The 15,695-nt window shown below is 64.0% G+C and carries 18 protein-coding genes and 1 other RNA gene; 5 read left to right on the top strand and 14 right to left on the bottom strand.

Annotation, left to right across the window (positions count from 1 at the left end; genetic code table 11):
• Positions 1-212 (top strand): hypothetical protein (locus MHX64_RS10575; protein ID WP_239357351.1); only part of this gene is annotated, 212 nt, incomplete at its 5' end.
• A gap of 133 nt (positions 213-345) precedes the next feature.
• Here MHX64_RS10575 and MHX64_RS10570 read toward each other — a convergent pair.
• From MHX64_RS10570 to MHX64_RS10545, 6 genes are all read right to left on the bottom strand, one after another.
• Positions 346-1,101, bottom strand: a complete 756-nt coding sequence (locus MHX64_RS10570; protein ID WP_239357349.1) for an ATP-binding cassette domain-containing protein — start codon at positions 1,099-1,101, stop codon at positions 346-348.
• Positions 1,098-2,111 carry an iron chelate uptake ABC transporter family permease subunit gene (locus tag MHX64_RS10565; protein ID WP_239357348.1) on the bottom strand — a complete coding sequence of 338 codons (1,014 nt, stop codon included), beginning with the start codon at positions 2,109-2,111 and terminating at the stop codon, positions 1,098-1,100. Before MHX64_RS10565 ends, MHX64_RS10570 begins: the two co-directional genes overlap by 4 nt.
• Positions 2,104-3,078 (bottom strand): ABC transporter permease, encoded by a 975-nt coding sequence (locus MHX64_RS10560; protein WP_239357347.1) that lies wholly within the window; start codon positions 3,076-3,078, stop codon positions 2,104-2,106. Before MHX64_RS10560 ends, MHX64_RS10565 begins: the two co-directional genes overlap by 8 nt.
• A gap of 10 nt (positions 3,079-3,088) precedes the next feature.
• Positions 3,089-4,132: an ABC transporter substrate-binding protein gene (locus MHX64_RS10555; RefSeq protein ID WP_239357346.1), complete on the bottom strand. Its 1,044-nt coding sequence runs from the start codon at positions 4,130-4,132 to the stop codon at positions 3,089-3,091.
• Positions 4,133-4,218: 86 nt separating this feature from the next.
• Positions 4,219-5,439, bottom strand: coding sequence for an acetyl-CoA C-acetyltransferase (locus MHX64_RS10550; RefSeq protein WP_239357345.1), 1,221 nt, complete (start codon positions 5,437-5,439; stop codon positions 4,219-4,221).
• Positions 5,436-6,221, bottom strand: coding sequence for an IclR family transcriptional regulator C-terminal domain-containing protein (locus MHX64_RS10545; protein ID WP_239357344.1), 786 nt, complete (start codon positions 6,219-6,221; stop codon positions 5,436-5,438). Before MHX64_RS10545 ends, MHX64_RS10550 begins: the two co-directional genes overlap by 4 nt.
• 75 nt (positions 6,222-6,296) lie before the next feature.
• Between MHX64_RS10545 and MHX64_RS10540 the strand changes: the two genes are divergently transcribed.
• Together MHX64_RS10540 and MHX64_RS10535 are read left to right on the top strand one after the other, a co-directional pair.
• Positions 6,297-7,040 carry a CoA transferase subunit A gene (locus tag MHX64_RS10540; RefSeq protein WP_239357343.1) on the top strand — a complete coding sequence of 248 codons (744 nt, stop codon included), beginning with the start codon at positions 6,297-6,299 and terminating at the stop codon, positions 7,038-7,040.
• Positions 7,040-7,678 carry a CoA transferase subunit B gene (locus MHX64_RS10535; protein WP_181890015.1) on the top strand — a complete coding sequence of 213 codons (639 nt, stop codon included), beginning with the start codon at positions 7,040-7,042 and terminating at the stop codon, positions 7,676-7,678. Before MHX64_RS10540 ends, MHX64_RS10535 begins: the two co-directional genes overlap by 1 nt.
• Before the next feature lie 74 nt (positions 7,679-7,752).
• Here the strand turns inward: MHX64_RS10535 and MHX64_RS10530 are convergent, their stop codons facing one another.
• The 3 genes from MHX64_RS10530 to MHX64_RS10520 all read right to left on the bottom strand — a co-directional run bounded on the left by MHX64_RS10530 (position 7,753) and on the right by MHX64_RS10520 (position 9,873).
• Positions 7,753-8,376 (bottom strand): META domain-containing protein, encoded by a 624-nt coding sequence (locus MHX64_RS10530; protein WP_239357342.1) that lies wholly within the window; start codon positions 8,374-8,376, stop codon positions 7,753-7,755.
• Positions 8,377-8,547: 171 nt separating this feature from the next.
• Complete coding sequence (locus MHX64_RS10525; RefSeq protein WP_239357341.1) at positions 8,548-9,105, bottom strand: META domain-containing protein; 558 nt, start codon at positions 9,103-9,105, stop codon at positions 8,548-8,550.
• 105 nt (positions 9,106-9,210) lie between these two features.
• Positions 9,211-9,873: a hypothetical protein gene (locus MHX64_RS10520; RefSeq protein WP_239357339.1), complete on the bottom strand. Its 663-nt coding sequence runs from the start codon at positions 9,871-9,873 to the stop codon at positions 9,211-9,213.
• A gap of 232 nt (positions 9,874-10,105) precedes the next feature.
• On the opposite strand from MHX64_RS10520, the gene MHX64_RS10515 reads away from it, so the two are divergent.
• Entirely contained in the window at positions 10,106-11,173 is a 1,068-nt protein-coding gene (locus MHX64_RS10515; protein WP_239357336.1) for an LLM class flavin-dependent oxidoreductase, read from the top strand.
• 114 nt (positions 11,174-11,287) lie between these two features.
• Positions 11,288-12,361, top strand: a complete 1,074-nt coding sequence (gene rhuM / locus MHX64_RS10510; protein ID WP_239357334.1) for a RhuM family protein — start codon at positions 11,288-11,290, stop codon at positions 12,359-12,361.
• 49 nt (positions 12,362-12,410) lie between these two features.
• On the opposite strand, the gene ssrA is transcribed toward rhuM, so the two are convergent.
• From ssrA to ftsE, 5 genes are all read right to left on the bottom strand, one after another.
• Positions 12,411-12,802: a transfer-messenger RNA gene (ssrA, locus tag MHX64_RS10505) on the bottom strand.
• 64 nt (positions 12,803-12,866) lie between these two features.
• Entirely contained in the window at positions 12,867-13,517 is a 651-nt protein-coding gene (locus tag MHX64_RS10500; RefSeq protein WP_239357333.1) for an SDR family oxidoreductase, read from the bottom strand.
• Between the two features lie 20 nt (positions 13,518-13,537).
• Positions 13,538-14,035 (bottom strand): SsrA-binding protein SmpB, encoded by a 498-nt coding sequence (gene smpB / locus MHX64_RS10495; RefSeq protein ID WP_063937186.1) that lies wholly within the window; start codon positions 14,033-14,035, stop codon positions 13,538-13,540.
• A gap of 16 nt (positions 14,036-14,051) precedes the next feature.
• Positions 14,052-14,954: a permease-like cell division protein FtsX gene (gene ftsX, locus MHX64_RS10490; RefSeq protein ID WP_239357332.1), complete on the bottom strand. Its 903-nt coding sequence runs from the start codon at positions 14,952-14,954 to the stop codon at positions 14,052-14,054.
• Between the two features lie 2 nt (positions 14,955-14,956).
• Positions 14,957-15,649, bottom strand: coding sequence for a cell division ATP-binding protein FtsE (gene ftsE / locus MHX64_RS10485; RefSeq protein WP_239357331.1), 693 nt, complete (start codon positions 15,647-15,649; stop codon positions 14,957-14,959).
• Positions 15,650-15,695: the final 46 nt, after the last annotated feature.

Below are 15,695 nucleotides of genomic sequence, written 5' to 3'. Positions count from 1 at the left end.
ACCGGCACACACCCACAACAGGGCACACACCACACAGTGCACAAAACGAGGCAGGCAAACACACCCACGCAACAAAAGTACATTGGCACACTATCGAGTTCTCAAACAACACCAGCACACCTGCCAACCAGAACCCAACACGATCCCAGCCGGAAAAAGCGGCTTCGTTAGAAGCTACACAACCAACCAACCAAAAGTCAAACTCACGTTAAACCCCGGTTAACCAGAACGTAACCCCTATGCACTTAAACCATTCCCTCCAACCGGCCGAACCGCTCGGAAGCAACGGATGGATATATAACCACGAAGCCAAAAAGCACACAAATCAGCAGCGCAGCCGGCCTTTTAGTGGTACGCGGCGATCGGCCCATGCGGGCCATCGATCACTTGCACCGGGGTATTGAAGATCTCGGTAAGCAAGTCGTCGCGCATGATCTCCTCCACGGTGCCGAAGGCGAAGACCTGTCCGTCCTTCGCTGCGCAGATGTAGTCGGCGTAGCGGGCCGCGAAGTTGATGTCGTGCAGCACGATCACGATGGTGCGGCCGAATTCGCGGGCCGCGGAGTGCAGGTGCTGCATCATTTCCACGGAGTGGGAGATGTCCAGGTTGTTCAGGGGCTCGTCGAGAAGCACGTAGTCGGTCTCCTGGCAAAGCACCATGGCGACGTATGCGCGCTGGCGCTGACCACCGGAAAGCTGGTCGAGGTAACGGTGCTCGAGTTCGCGCAGGCCGAAGAAGTCGATGTAACGGGAGATGATCTCCTCATCCTCCTCCGTCAGGCGCCCGCCCGAGTACGGGAAGCGGCCGAATCCGACGAGCTGGCGCACGGTCAGGCGGGTGACAAAGTGGTTTTCCTGCCGCAGGATCGAAACCACTTTGGCCAGGTCCTTCGGGTTGGAGGAGGTAACGTCCATCTGCCCGATGTGCACGGAGCCGGAATCCAGCGCCAAGAGTCTGCCGATCATGGTCAGAAGCGTCGACTTGCCGGCGCCGTTCGGCCCCACCAAAGCGGTGATGCCGCCGGCCGGGATTTGCAGTGAGACCGGCCCGATGGCGGTGTCGTCGCCGTAGGCCTTGCTCACATCGTTGAGCTCGATCACAGTCTCCCCTTCCGTAGGACGACGATGAGGAACGTCAGGCCGCCGACCAGCTCGATGATGATGGAAACGACGCCCTGGGCGTAGAAGATGTGGTTCATGATGAAGTACGCGCCCGCCAGGATGCAGTAGCCGAGCAGCGCAGCCATGGGGAACACGTAGCGGTGGTCGTAGGTGTCCGCGAACTGGTACGCAAGTGTGGCCACCAGGAACCCGAGGAAGGTCATCGGTCCGACCAGCGCGGTGGACACCGCCATCAGCACCGAGACCAGCACGAGGGTGTACACCGCGTGCTTCTTGTGGTTCACGCCCAAGTTCACGGCGACGTCGCGGCCCAGGCTGAGCACGTTGAGGCGTCGCGAGTTCATAAACATCAACCCGGCGGCCACCAGCACCAGCGGCACGGCCAGCGGGTAGTAGGCCGGGTCCGCGTTGTTCACGGAGCCGAACAGCCGGGCGGTGAGCAGGTCGAACTCGCTGGGCGTGAGCAGACGCTGCATGAACGTCGACACGCTGCCCAGTCCCCCGCCGAGCACGATGCCGACGAGCAGCATGGCGTGCATGTTCGGGTTGTCGCCGGCGAGCAGCCACGTGTACAGGATCAAACTCAGCCCCACCATGAGCACGAGCTGGACCACGAACATCTCCAGCGTGCGGGCGTTATTCAGACCCGCGGCGCCGAGGAAGTACACGGTTGAGGTGTGAATGGCCACGTACAGCGACTCGAACCCCATGATGGACGGGGTGATGATGCGGTTGTTGGTCACCGTCTGGAACGCCACTGTCGCCACGGCCTGGCAGACCGCCACCACCGCCATCGCAATGACGGAGTTCATGCGGCGCTCCGCGATCAGCCAGTAGCCGCGGGTGCCGAACTCCATGGGGTTTCCCCACGACAGCAGGCCTGCGGTGAACAGCAGCGCGGCCACCACCAGCGCGCCTACAACGAGCCAGTAGCGCCGTTTGCTTTTCGACGTTTGGAACGCCCCGACCTCGCGCATTACCTCACGCATTCCGGCTCCTCTTCACAATCAGGGCGATGAAGACGGCGGCGCCGACCACGCCGAGGATCACGGACACAGGCATCTCAAACGGGGCGATGACGATGCGGCCGAGCAGGTCGCACAGCGTGACCACGCCGATGCCGGTGAGGCAGACCCAGGGCAGGTTGGACCGGAGGTCGTCGCCACGCAGCATGCTCACGATGTTGGGGACGATGAGCCCGAGGAACGGCAGGTTGCCCACGACAACCGTGACCACACCGGTGGCCACCGCGACGAGGCTGGTGCCCACAAGCACGATGCGGTTGTAGTTCAGGCCGATGTTGGTAGCGATGTCTTCGCCCAGGCCGGCGGCGGTGAGGCGATCGGCGTAGAAGAACACGGCGACGACCACGAGCAGCACGACCCAGAGGATCTCGTACTGGCCGGCGATCACGCTGGTGAACGAGCCGGCGAACCAGACGCCGAGGGACTGCAGCAGGTCAGTCTGCAGCGCGATGAAGGTGGACACGGCGCTGACCACGGCGCCGAGCATGATGCCCACGATGGGCACCACCAGGCTGGAGCGCAGTGTGACGCGCCGCAGGAACGCGAAAAACACCATGGTGCCGATGAAGGCGGCGCCGACGGCGAACAGCATGCGCGTCATCACGGAACCGTCCGGGAACAGCAGAAACGACGCGAGCAGCCCCAGCCCGGCCCACTCGGTGGTGCCGGTGGTGGTGGGTTCGACGAAGCGGTTCTGGGTGAGCATCTGCATAATCAGCCCGCTCATCGCCATCGCTGCGCCGGCGAGCACCAGCGCGATTGTGCGCGGCACGCGGGTGGCGCGGAACATTTCCCAGCCGTCCTCGGTGCCCAGGATGTCGTACTGCCCCACCATCAGCGACGCGGTAAGCAGGGCTAGAACAAGGACGACACCCGCCCCGAGCTTCCAGTCCAGAAGCTTGGGGCGGGTGGTGGTCGTTGTGTCAGTCATCGAAGACAGACTACTTGCCTGCCTCGAGCTGCTCGGAGATCTGGTTGAGGATCTCAGTGTAGGTGTAGATGGACTCGTTGGTGTAGGTGTCCGCCGGGGCGACGTAGACGTGGCCTTCCTTGACCGCGGTGACGTTCTTCAGCGGCGCGGAGTCGTTGATCACGGACAGCGCCTCCGGGGAGTCGGTGATGGACTTCACGCCTGCGTCGCGGTCCAGCACAAGCAGCCAGTCCGGGTTGGCGCCAGCGATGGCCTCGACGGAGATGTCGTCGCCCTGGTGGTCGTCGGAGGCGTTAGCCACCTCGAGCGCCGGGGTGAAGCCGATCAGGTCGAACAGCGGGCCCCACACGCGGCCCACGCCCGGGGCGACGTAGCCGATCTCGCCGCCGGAGACGTTCAGCGCCATGACCTTCTGTTCCGGATCGTAGGCGTTGCGGGCGCGCTGGACAGCCTCGGTGAATTCCTGAACGGCCCGCTCAGCCTCGGCCTGCTTACCAAAGACGTCGCCCAGCTCCAGGGTCTGGCGGATCAGCTCGCGGTCGAACGGCTCGCCGTCGCGCGGCTCGAAGTCCAGCAGCGTGGCGTCCGGAACCAGCTTTTCAATGTCCTGGTCGAACTGCTCGAAGCGCTGACCGGAGACGATCACGTCCGGATCGGCGGCGACGATGGCCTCCAGGTTCGGCTCGCGGTGATTGCCGATGTCGATGATGTCCTCGTCGTCCGCGATGCCCGGAATCGAGTTGGGCACAAGCTGACGCGCCGCGGCGACCGGCTTAATCCCCCAGGAATCCAGCAGCTCAAAAGAGCGGTTATCCAGGGCGACCACGCGCTTCGGCGGGCTGGGCACAGTCTTCTCGCCGTAGTTGTCGGTGACGGTCACAGTACCGTCGGAAGCATCATTGCTTGTCGACGCCCCTCCGGTCGTCGCCGTTTCCGAACCAGCGGCGGACTCAGAGTCCGTGCCGGTTTCAGTCTCGGAGGTGGAGCACGCGCCCAGCGTGAGGGCGCCGGCGGCCGCGAGGGCGATGAGAGAGGTACGCGAGAAACGGGTCACGGTCGTCCTTCCATTCGGTTCATAAGGTTAGGGTTACCTGACCCACCTTAGGCTAACCAAACTTAGGTGCCAAACCCGGCCTTCCCCTAAGCCTTCTCGATCACCGCAGCGAGACCTTGACCACCACCGATGCACATGGTCACCAGCGCGCGCTCGGCGTCGGTGCGGCGCATCCGATGCGCGGCGGTGACCACCATGCGCGCGCCGGTCGCACCCACCGGGTGACCCAGCGAGATGCCGGATCCCACCGGGTTCAAGCGCGGGTCGTCCTCGGAGATCCCCCACGCGTCCAGCACAGCGAGCGCCTGAGCGGCAAACGCCTCGTTCAGCTCGATCAGGTCGATGTCGTCGAAGGTCAGGCCGAGGCGGTCGAACACCTTCTTCGTGGCGTCGACAGGCCCGATGCCCATAGTCTCCGGCGCAACCCCCGCCACGGCCCAGCCGCGCAGGACAGCGTAGGGGGCCAGGCCCAGCTCTTCGGCCTTGTCGCGGGTGGTCACGATCATCGCGGCGGCGCCGTCGTTCTGTCCCGAGGCGTTGCCGGCGGTCACCGTGGCACCCTCCAGGGACTTGCCCATCACCGGCCGCAGCTTCGCCAGTGACTCCTCGGAGGTGCCGGGGCGAATGTGCTCGTCCTTGTCCACCACCACCGGGTCACCCTTGCGCTGCGGCACCGACACCGGCACGATCTCCGCGTCGAAATCGCCGGCCTTCTGCGCCGCCGCTGCGCGCGCGTGCGACGCCACCGCCAGCTTGTCCTGGCGTTCGCGCTCGATGGAGTACTCCTCGCGCAGGTTCTCCGCGGTCTCGATCATCCCGCCCGGGATCGGGTGGTGCTTGCCGCCGGCCTGCTCGCGGCCTTCCTGAAGCCGGTCCTTCAGCTCCATGGTCCCGCCCTTCGCGCCCCAGCGGATCTTGCCGTCCACGGTGTACTCGGTGTTGGACATGGATTCCGCGCCGCCGGCGACAATCAGGTCGGCAGCACCGGCGGCCACGTGCGCCGCCGCCGTTGCGATCGCTTGCAGGCCGGAGCCGCAGCGGCGGTCCAGCTGCATGCCGGGCACCTCCACGCCCAGTTCAGCGTCGAGCCCGACGACGCGCCCCAGCGCGGGTGCGGCGCCGTTGGGCGAGGCCTGGCCAAGGATGATGTCGTCAATCACCTCGCCGGAGATCCCGGCATCCTCGATCACGGCCTTGACCACGGTCGCGGCCAGCTCCTGCACCGGCACGCCGACGAATGCGCCGCCGTAGCGCCCCACCGCGGTGCGTTTGGGGTTGCAGATGACAATATCTTTCGGGTCGCTCATGATTTCTCCTTCAGAGTGGTTGTTTGCAGGTCACGCTCGATCGCGCTGGCCGTTGCCTGCAGCGGGGGCAGCAGCCTATCGACGACCTCCCGGTGCCCCACCGCCCCAGCATGGGCCGACAGATTCACCGCGGCCACGACCTTGCCGTCGTTGCCGCGGACCGGGCACGCCACGGAACGCAGGCCCAGCTCGAGTTCTTGGTCGACGATGCAGTAGCCCTGCCTTTGGACGTCGATAAGCAATTGCTTGAGCGCATCTTTGCTGGTGACCGTCTCGGGGGTGATGGGCTCGAGCGCGGTGTCCGCGAGGTAGGCGTCCAACTGCGCGGACGGGAGGTCGGCGAGCAGCACGCGGCCCATCGACGTCGCGTAAGCGGGAAAGCGCGTGCCGATGGTGATGTTGACGCTCATGATGCGGTCCGCGGCGGCGCGGGCGACGTACACGACGTCGGGGCCGTCGAGGACGGTCAGCGAGCACGACTCGTTGAGCGAGCGCGACAAGCCGTCGAGATGCGGCTGCGCGATCGCCGGAAGACCCAGGCTGGACAGGTAGGAAAAGCCCAGCTCAAGTGTCTTCGGGGTGAGCCAGAAGACCGTGCCGTCGCTGGAGGCGTACCCCTCTGCGACGAGCGTGTGCAGGAACCTGCGCACCGTCGCCCGCGGCAGGCCAGTTGATTCCGCAACCTGGGCGAGCGTTTGGCGCGGGCGGGCACCGCTGAACGCGCGGATGACCGCCAAGCCCCGGGAGAGGCTCTGTACGAGTTGCACGTCACTACCAGACATGGGTGTGATCCTAGCCGATACAGGTTCGCTTTGTGAACCCTTGTGCAGTAACCGAACAACAGTTACCATGCACACATGATTAACAAGGTGGTTTCTTCAGCGGAGGAGGCGGTCGCCGACATCCCGGATGGCGCCTCCATCGCCGTGGGCGGCTTCGGGCTGGTGGGCATCCCCGCCCGGCTCATCGACGCCCTGCGCGCCCAAGGCGCCGGCGATCTCACGATCATTTCCAACAACCTGGGCACCGACGGCTTCGGACTCGGCCTACTACTGGGGGACAAGCGGATCTCCCGCTCCATCGGCTCCTACCTGGGCACGAACAAGGAGTACGCGCGCCAGTACCTAGAAGGTGAACTCACCGTCGAGTTCACCCCGCAGGGCACCCTGGCAGAACGCATGCGCGCCGGCGGCGCGGGCATCCCCGCGTTCTACACCAAAGCCGGCGTGGGCACCCCTCTGGCAACCGGCGAAATCCCCACCCGCTACAACCCGGATGGCACCATCGCCGAGTACTCCCGCCCGAAGGAACTGCGCGAGTTCAACGGCGAGCAGTACGTCATGGAAACGGCGCTAACCCCGGACTTCGCGTTCGTGCACGCACACAAGGCGGACCGCTTTGGCAACCTCGTCTTCTCCAAGACCGCGCAGAACTTCAACCCGGACGCGGCCGTGGCCGGCAAGATCACCATCGTGCAGGCGGAGGAAGTGGTGGACGAGATCCCCGCGGCCGAGGTGAACCTGCCCGGCATCTACGTCGACCGCGTTGTCGAGGTCGGCCCGCAGGAGACCGGAATCGAATTTAGGACGGTGAGCGAATAATGGCTTGGACCAGGCAAGAAATGGCCGCGCGTGCAGCCCAGGAGCTGGAAAACGGCCAGTACGTCAACCTGGGTATCGGCATGCCCACCCTCATCCCGGGCTACCTGCCCAAGGACGTGGAGGTGGTGCTCCACTCCGAAAACGGCATCCTCGGCGTGGGCCCCTACCCCACCGACGACGCCGTCGACCCGGAGCTGATTAACGCCGGCAAGGAAACCATCACGGTGGCGCCGGGCGGGTCCTTCTTCGGCTCCTCGACGTCGTTTGGCATGATCCGCTCCCGCGCCATCGACGTCGCCGTGCTCGGCGCCATGGAGGTCTCCCAGTACGGCGACCTGGCCAACTGGATGATCCCGGGCAAGATGGTCAAGGGCATGGGCGGCGCGATGGACCTGGTGCACGGCGCCAAGAAGGTCATCCTGCTCATGGAGCACACCACCAAGAAGGGCGCCTCGAAGGTTCTGCCGGAGTGCCGCCTGCCGCTGACGGGCGCGAAGTGCGTGGACCAGATCATCACCAACCTGGCCGTGTTCACTGTGGACGAGAAGCAGGGCTTGACCCTGACAGAGGTTGCCCCGGGCGAGACGGTGGAGTCTGTCCGCGAAGCCACCGAAGCCCCGTTCGAGGTGGCCGTGTAAGGCGCGCCCTTAGGACAGCGCAAAGCCCCAGACCACAGCGGCGGTCTGGGGCTTTCGCGTTACTCGGGCAGAAATTACTGGTAGTCGCGGCCGTGCATCTTTTGGAGCTCAATGCCGTGGCCCTGGCCCGACAGGAACAAGGTGGACGCGTCGAGCTGGAACAGCTGCGGGTTGGACTGCAGGACCATCTTCAGGTCGTCGGCGTCCTTCTGCGCACCCGGCTCGCACGCCATCTTGGTCTCAGTGAAGTCGCTGAGGTGCAGCGCGCCGGTGTTGTCGATCTGGTACTTGGCGGTGCCGGAGTTGCAGCCGTCGTTCAAGTGGAGCACACCGTTCTCGCGGAAGTCCAAGGTGATGGCGGTGTTCTTCTTTGCCTGCAGGGTGGTGTCCAGCGCGGCGGTGAGGCGGTCATCCGTGAGGTGATCCGCACCTTCCGGGATCTGCTGGATCAACTCGGAGCCAGCCGGGTTCTCCGGTGCTGGCGCCGGGGCCGGTGCGGGTGCGGGTGCGGGTGTGCCGCCGAGGCCACCGAACAGATTCGAGCTCATCTGCACGAACTGGTCGATGCTGGAGACTTCGGGACGCTCCTGGGCCTGCTCCTGGGCGTCGGCAGTTCCGACACCCAGGAGGCCACCCGTGAGCGCAACGGCTGCGGTCGCTGTGGACAATTTCCTTAGGGTCTTGGTTGAAGTAACCATGGCCCACACGCTACCGAGCACTTCCAGACGCACAAGGGGCTCAAAGGAACTTCAACGCAACTCCAAACTTGTGTTGACCCAGCGCATAGATTTGACACACCCAATGGTTGCGCCAAGAAAACCAAAAACCCGCTGCTCAGGTGGGAGCAGCGGGGGCGCAAGTGGCGTCGACTAGTTTGCAGCAACCTTGGAGAATTCGATGGCCTTGCCCTGGGCCGCGAGCGCGATGGTCTCGTCGTCGAAGCGGTACACCGACGGGTTCGAACGCAGAATCGACTTCAGTTCGTCCGCCTTGTTCATTTTGGTCGGGTCGCACAGGCGCTGCGTCTCGGCGATGGTCCCAACCTTCACGGCACCGCTGCCGTCGATGGAGTACCCGGCGCTGCCAGCATTGCAGCCGTCGAAGAAGGACAGCTTGCCGTCCGGGCCGAAGGTGACCATCATCGACGCGTCGCTCTTCACCGGCAGCGGCCCCTGCAGAGCAGCCTTCGCCTTCTCTGCCGGCAACGGCTTCGCACCCTCCGGCAGGTTCTTCAGCAGCATGTGGGAGCCACCCTTGTTAATCACTGAGCCGCTAAAGGCAGACCACCCCATCTGCGTCCAGCCCTCGATGTCGGCCGGGCCGTTGGAAGACATCTGCGCATTGGCGGTGCCTACGCCGAAAAAGCCGCCGGCGAGGGCGGCGAGAGCAGTTGCTGCGGACAACGTCTTTACAGTCTTGGAGGTCATGCACGCCAACCTACCTGGCTTTTCGCGGCACTCAAGGACTTCTACGAAGCTTTTACGCAACCTGGACGCTGCTTTAACTCAACGGTCAGCGAGCGCTAGGGCGGCTTAGAAAAACACCACTTCGTCGCGCTCCAGCCACGCCCCCTTGCCGCTTTCAGAGTCCCAGCAGGTCACGCCGGTCTCCTCCACCGCGCACACGAACGGTCCGTGGTTGACCACTTCGCCGTACTGCACGACCTCCGCGGATTCGCTGCCCGCGGGCCACACGGAGTCGTCGTAAAGCGGTGGCTCAGTTTGCTCGCGCGGGTAGCCACCGAGGATCTCCATCATCCATCGCGGCGTTCCTAGCTCACCGATGCCGAATTGCTCGCTTTCCATGAAGGACTTCACGCCGCAGTCGAACATCGGCTCGTCCGCTAGGTTCATCATGCAGCCGATGTTGCCGGACGGGGTGACAAACAGCGCGTTCTGCACGGGACTATCGCCGATGCTCTTGATCGTCCGGATCGGCCGCGCGTTGTCCGGGACGGGGCCGCCGGCGCCCGGGTACGCCAGCGGGGCGTCGGGGATGCCGCTTTGCCTATCGACGTGCTCCGCCTCCCCCGCCGCCGCAGCATCAGCCTGTTTCGCCGGTTCTTCCTCCGTTGTTGGCACCTCCGGCGCATCCACGGTTTCGGTCACCGTCACGTGTTCCGCCTCGGGCGCGCCACTGCAGCCGACGACCAGGAAGGTCGTGGTGGCAAGTGCTGCGACGGCGTTGCGGTTCATGCCAACGGAGGCTAAAGCCCATTTATTCGGTGCCGGTTTGCACAGGCGTAAAGGTTCCTGTTGGTCTCAGCCCCACAAACCCCGAGTAAGTCCTCCTGAGTATGCGCGATTTTGGGCCGTAATAGGGGTCTTTCGCTCGGGGTATGTGGTGCGGCCTGCCTGAGACCGTGACAATCTGCGGATGAAGCACTACCCTACTTGTTGATACGTCACCAAAAAGGAGTGTTTACCAATGAAGGCATTCGGTTTCTTGAGCTTCGGGCACTACGCCTTCGGCGGCCAGCGCGGGCCGTCCGCGGAAAAGATCGCCAAGATCCACCTGGAGATCGCCCAGGCGGCCGACGAGATCGGCGTGAACAACGCGTCCTTCCGCGTCCACCACTTCGTACCCCAGGCCTCCGCCCCAATGCCGCTGCTGGGCGCAGTCGCCGCCACCACCAAGCACATCGAGGTGGGCACCGGCGTGATCGACCTGCGCTACGAAAACCCCCTCTACCTCGCCGAAGAGGCCGCCTCCCTGTATCAGCTCTCCGGCGGCCGCGTGGCCCTGGGTGTCTCCCGCGGCGCCCCCGAGGTTGCCGAGCGCGGCTGGGAGGCCTTCGGTTACAAGGGCGAAGCCCCCAACGGCGCGGACGTGGCACGCGCCCACCTGAAGACCTTCATGGCCGCGGTGGACGGCAACGGGTTCGCCACCGCAGCGCCCTTGGACCGCCAGTACCCCAACATGTTCCAGCCCGGCTCCGCCCTGCCGGTCTTTCCCATGGCGCCCGAGCTGCGCAAGCACATCTTCTACGGCTCTGGCACCCACACTTCGGCGGAACAGACCGCCAAGGATGGGCTGAACCTGATGTCGTCCACCCTGGTCTCCGAGACCACCGCCGAGACCCTGGGCGAAATCCAGGCGGACCAGATCAGCCGCTACCGCGCCGCATGGAAGGAAGCGGGCCACGACTGGACCCCGCGCGTGTCCGTGTCCCGCACCATCTTCCCCATCGTCGACGGCGCAGACATGCAGCGCTTTGGCATGCAGGCCTCCGGTTCCGACCAGGTGGGCATGCTGCCTGACGTGGGCGCTTCCACCTTCGGCCGCACCTACGCCGCCGAGCCGGACAAGCTCATCGAGCAGCTCAAGGCCGACCCGGCCGTCATGGCCGCCGACACCCTGCTGATCACCATCCCCACCGGCATGGGCGTGGACGTCAACGTGAAGATCCTGGAAAACTTCGCCACCCACGTCGCCCCCGCGCTGGACTGGCAGCCGAACACCGAGGGCCCGGTCACCGGTTACCCGATCGACTAGGCCCTGTGCCTCGGCGGCAGTGACTACCATGACGGCCGATAAGGACAATCCTCGTTTCTACCGACGCCCCTACCACTGACCGCCGAAAGCTCTCCTCCAAGGACCCAAAACGTAATGAAGGACCCAAGCGCACCCCTCACGACGCACACCGACTCCACCGGCGAGTTCGTCATCTACAACACGGAGGACGGACGGACCAAAGTCCAATTACGCCTCATTGAGGGCTCAGTCTGGATGACCCAGGCCGAAATGTCAGAGCTTTTCGACGTCACGCGCGCCAGTATCAGTGCGCATCTCACAAACATCTACTCGGAAAACGAGCTGACCAGGGATCGAACTATTAAGAAATTCTTGACAGTTCGGTCTGAAGGGGATCGAAACGTCACTCGCTCTATTGACCATTACAATCTCGACACCATTATGGCCGTCGGCTTTCGCGTACGTGGCCCACGCGGCAACCAGTTCCGCACTTGGGCAACTACCGTCCTCAAGGAATATCTCGTTAAAGGCTTCGCTCTGAACGACGAGAAGCTGAAAGACCCCCTCGGCGCGGACTATTTTGACGAGCTCCTCGCACGCATCCGGGATATCCGCTCCAGCGAGGCGCGACTCTACCTCGAGCTGCGCAACATCATTGCCCTCGCTGATGACTACGACGCCAGCAGCAAAACCACTCACCGCCTGTTCGCGAAGATCCAGGACAAGCTCCACTACGCCATCACTGGCAACACGGCAGCCGAAATCATCGCGACGCGTTGCGACCCGTCTGCTGACAATCTCGGTCTGACCAACTGGAAGGGCAAAGTGGTCCGCAAAGGTGACGTAACCACTGCGAAGAACTACCTCACGGATGATGAACTGCAGAGGCTGAATTTCCTCGTGTCTGGTTTCTTGAACTATGCCCAGGACCAAGCCGAACGCCGCAAGGTTGTCCACATGTCGGACTGGCTGAGCAAAGCAGACCAGTTCATCGAGTTCAACGACTACGAACCGCTAAACGACCACGGCCGCATTGCACGCAAGGACGCGTACAAGCTCGCCGAGGACCGCTACGGTCTCTATGACCAGGGGCGCAAAGAAATCGAGTTCCGCGAAGCAGACCGCAGCCTCGTCGAGGCACTTCAAGAAGCGGATCGGAAACTGATCTCCCAAAGAAAACGTCTCCAGCCCCGCAGAGAGTCAGACTGAGCCGCGAAACGGAAAAAGCGGACGTTCTACCAGGTAAAACGTCCGCTTTCGGTGGAGCCGCCGGGAATTGAACCCGGGTCCTTCATCACCGCGCCAGGGCTTCTCCGTGCGCAGTTCGCACGTTGTCTCTCATCGACCCTCCGGATCAGGCGAACATGTCCGGATGACGGGCCCAGTCAGTGAAAGGTGTCCCTTCCAAGGCCCCACTGACAGAGCCGGAAGGCAAGTCCCCTAAGTCGACGCCAGGTACCGGGTCGGGGACATCCCCGGCCTGACGGACACGCAGGTCGCTGGACCTTTCTATTTAGGCAGCGAGGGCGTAGTCACGCTGAGAGTTCTTCTCTGCGTTTATTAGTTACAGCGACGCTTACGGTGGTCTCCTGCCTGCACCGGCACGCTTCCCCTGGCTAAGTAGATGAAGTCGAAACCAGAATCGACCCCTTCAACTACGAAGAAACGTAGGAGACGAAACTTTACCGCACGCGCCCAAGATACACAAGAGGCTTTACGACGTAAACGCCGGACGCACCCGGAGGAACTCCACGACGGCATCCGGGCCGGCGTCGACAGCGAGGCGCGCCGCCTTGGCTACCTCGTCAGCCGCCATCTTTGGCATGCCGTCGTCGCCGGCGAGCATGTCGGTGTCGGTGCGCCCCGGGTGCAGGGAGGTCACGCGCACCTTGCCGGCTTCCTCCTGTGCCAGGGACTCAGTGAAGCCGCGCAGCGCGAACTTGGACGCGCAGTAGGCGGAGTTCTCGGCCATGCCGTGGAACCCGGCTCCGGAGTTGATGGTGATGATCAGGCCGGAGGAACGTCGCAAGGCAGGAAGCAATGCGCGGGTGAGCGTGACGGGGGCGAAGAGGTTGACCTCCATCATCTCGCGCCACTTGTCGTCGGTGAGCTCCTCCAGCGGGCCGCCGTCCATCACGCCGGCCGCGAGGACGAGCACGTCCAGCTCCTCGATCTTGGCAGCCGCCTCCAAGATGGCGTCAGTGTCGGTGAGATCCGCCTCGAACGGCTCCGCGCTGGGCAGGGCGGAGACGATGCCGGAGGCGTCCTTCGACGCACCCGCGTAAATGTGGTGGTCCTTGCCCAGGTCCTCGGCGATTGCGCGGCCGATGCCGCGGGATGCTCCAGTAATCAGTGCCTTCTTCATAGGCACCCACCGTAGCGAAATTAGGCCTTGATGCCCTTGAGCTTGCGGCCCAGGTCGCGGGTGATCTCGCGGTCCTCGGTGCGGCGCTTAATGTCGCGACGCTTGTCGTAGTCCTGCTTACCCTGCGCAAGGCCCAGCTCGACCTTCGCGCGGCCGTCCTTGAGGTAGAGCGACAGCGGGATCAGGGTGCGGTTGCCGTCGCGGACCTTGCCCTCCAGCGAATCGATCTCGCGGCGGTGCAAAAGCAGCTTACGGGTGCGCCGCGGCGGGTGGTTGGTCCAGTGGCCGCGGGAGTACTCCGGGATGTGCATGTTACGCAGCCAGACCTCGCCGTTGTCGATGGTGGCAAACGCCTCCACCAGCGATACCTTGCCCTCGCGCAGCGCCTTGATTTCGGTGCCCTGCAGCACCAGCCCGCACTCCCAGGTGTCCAAGATGTGGTAGTCATGGCGAGCTTTCCGGTTGGTGGCAAGCACACCGGTGTTGGAAAGCTTCTGCTTCTTGTTCTTCTTGGACATAAGAGCGCCAAGTGTACTACTTGCGCACGTAAGAGCGAAGCGCCACCTGTGCGGCCAGCCCGCCGAGCACCATGGCGACCAGGCCCACCAGCGGCATGACCGCCCACACGGTGCTGTCCGGCACGCGCGCGATGAGCTGGTTGGCGTAGAGGTCGCCCAGCAGCGGGTCCACGATGAGCTGCTTGCCGGCCCACACGCCGATGGTGGCCAGCACCGCGCCGATCAGCACGGACAGCACCGCCTCCAGCACGAACGGCGCCTGGGTGAACCAGCGCGAGGCTCCCACCATGCGCATGATGCCGATCTGCTCGCGGCGGTTGTACGCCGCCAGCTGCACCATGTTGGAGATGAGGAACACCGCGGCCAACGCCTGCGCCGCCGCCACCGCGAATGCCACGTTGCGGAAGGTGTTCAGCGTCCCGGCCGCCGAGCGCACAGTGTCCGCCTGGTCGGAGATGACCTCCACCTGCTCCATGTCGCGGATTTTGTCCAGTGGCGAGGTGTCGGTCGGGTCCGTCAGGCGCACGTGCAGCGCCGCCGGCAGGGCGTCCGGGGTGGTCTCGCGCACCAGCTCCGGCTCGGATTCCTGGAACAGTTCCTTGAATCGCTCGTAGGACTGCTCGCGTGAGCGGAAGGTCACCTGCTCCACGCGGTCGTCGGCCTGCAGGGTGTCGCGCACCTGCTTGCAGCGGTCCGAGGAACAGTCCTGGTCGTTGGCGGAGATGTCCTCGTCCAGCTCCACCATCACCTCGACGCGGTCCAGGTACAGGTCCTTCGTCTGCGTGGTGGCCTTGGAAATCAGCACGCCGGTGCCCACCAGCACCAGCGACAGCGCGGTGGTGATGATCAGCGCGATGGTCATGGTGAGGTTGCGGCCCAGGCCTTTGACACCCTCACGGAAAATAAACTCCCAGTTCACGGCTACCTCCTCACGTCCCCGTACACGCCGTTTTCTTCGTCGCGCACGATCTTGCCCAGCTGCAGTTCAACCACGCGCTTGCGCATCTCGTCCACCGCTCGCGCGTTGTGCGTGGACATGACCACTGTGGTCCCCATGCGGTTAATGCGTGCGAGCAAGGCCATGATTTCGTCGGCGGTGCCGGGGTCGAGGTTGCCCGTCGGTTCGTCGCAAAGCATGAGCTTTGGCTTATCGACGAAAGCTCTCGCAATAGCCACGCGCTGCTGCTCACCACCGGACAGCTCCCGCGGCATGCGGTTCGCTTTGGCGCCGAGGCCGACGAGCTCGAGCGCGTCGGGAACGAGTTTGGCGATGCGGTTTTTCGGCTTGCCGATGACCTCGAGCGCGAACGCGACGTTGTCGTAGACGCTTAAGTTTGGCAGCAGGCGGAAGTCCTGGAACACGTAGCCGATGGACTGGCGCAGCTTGTTCACCTGCTTGCCGCCCAGGGCGTTGACGTGGAAGTCGTTGAAGAAGATGTCGCCCGAAGAGACGTTTTCTTCGCGGATCAAAAGCTGCAGGAAGGTGGACTTGCCGGAGCCGGACGCGCCGATGAGGAACACGAACTCACCGTCGGGGATGTCGAGCGTGACGTCGTCGAGCGCGGGGCGCGTGGACGTCGGGTACGCCTTGGTCACATGGTCGAATCGGATCACGCGACACACCTTACCTGTTACTGATGTTGCTGTAGTGAATGTTGGC

This window comes from Corynebacterium sp. ACRPZ (assembly GCF_022346205.1).
Lineage (GTDB): Bacteria > Actinomycetota > Actinomycetes > Mycobacteriales > Mycobacteriaceae > Corynebacterium > Corynebacterium lehmanniae.
This window is presented reverse-complemented; position numbering and strand designations above follow the sequence as displayed.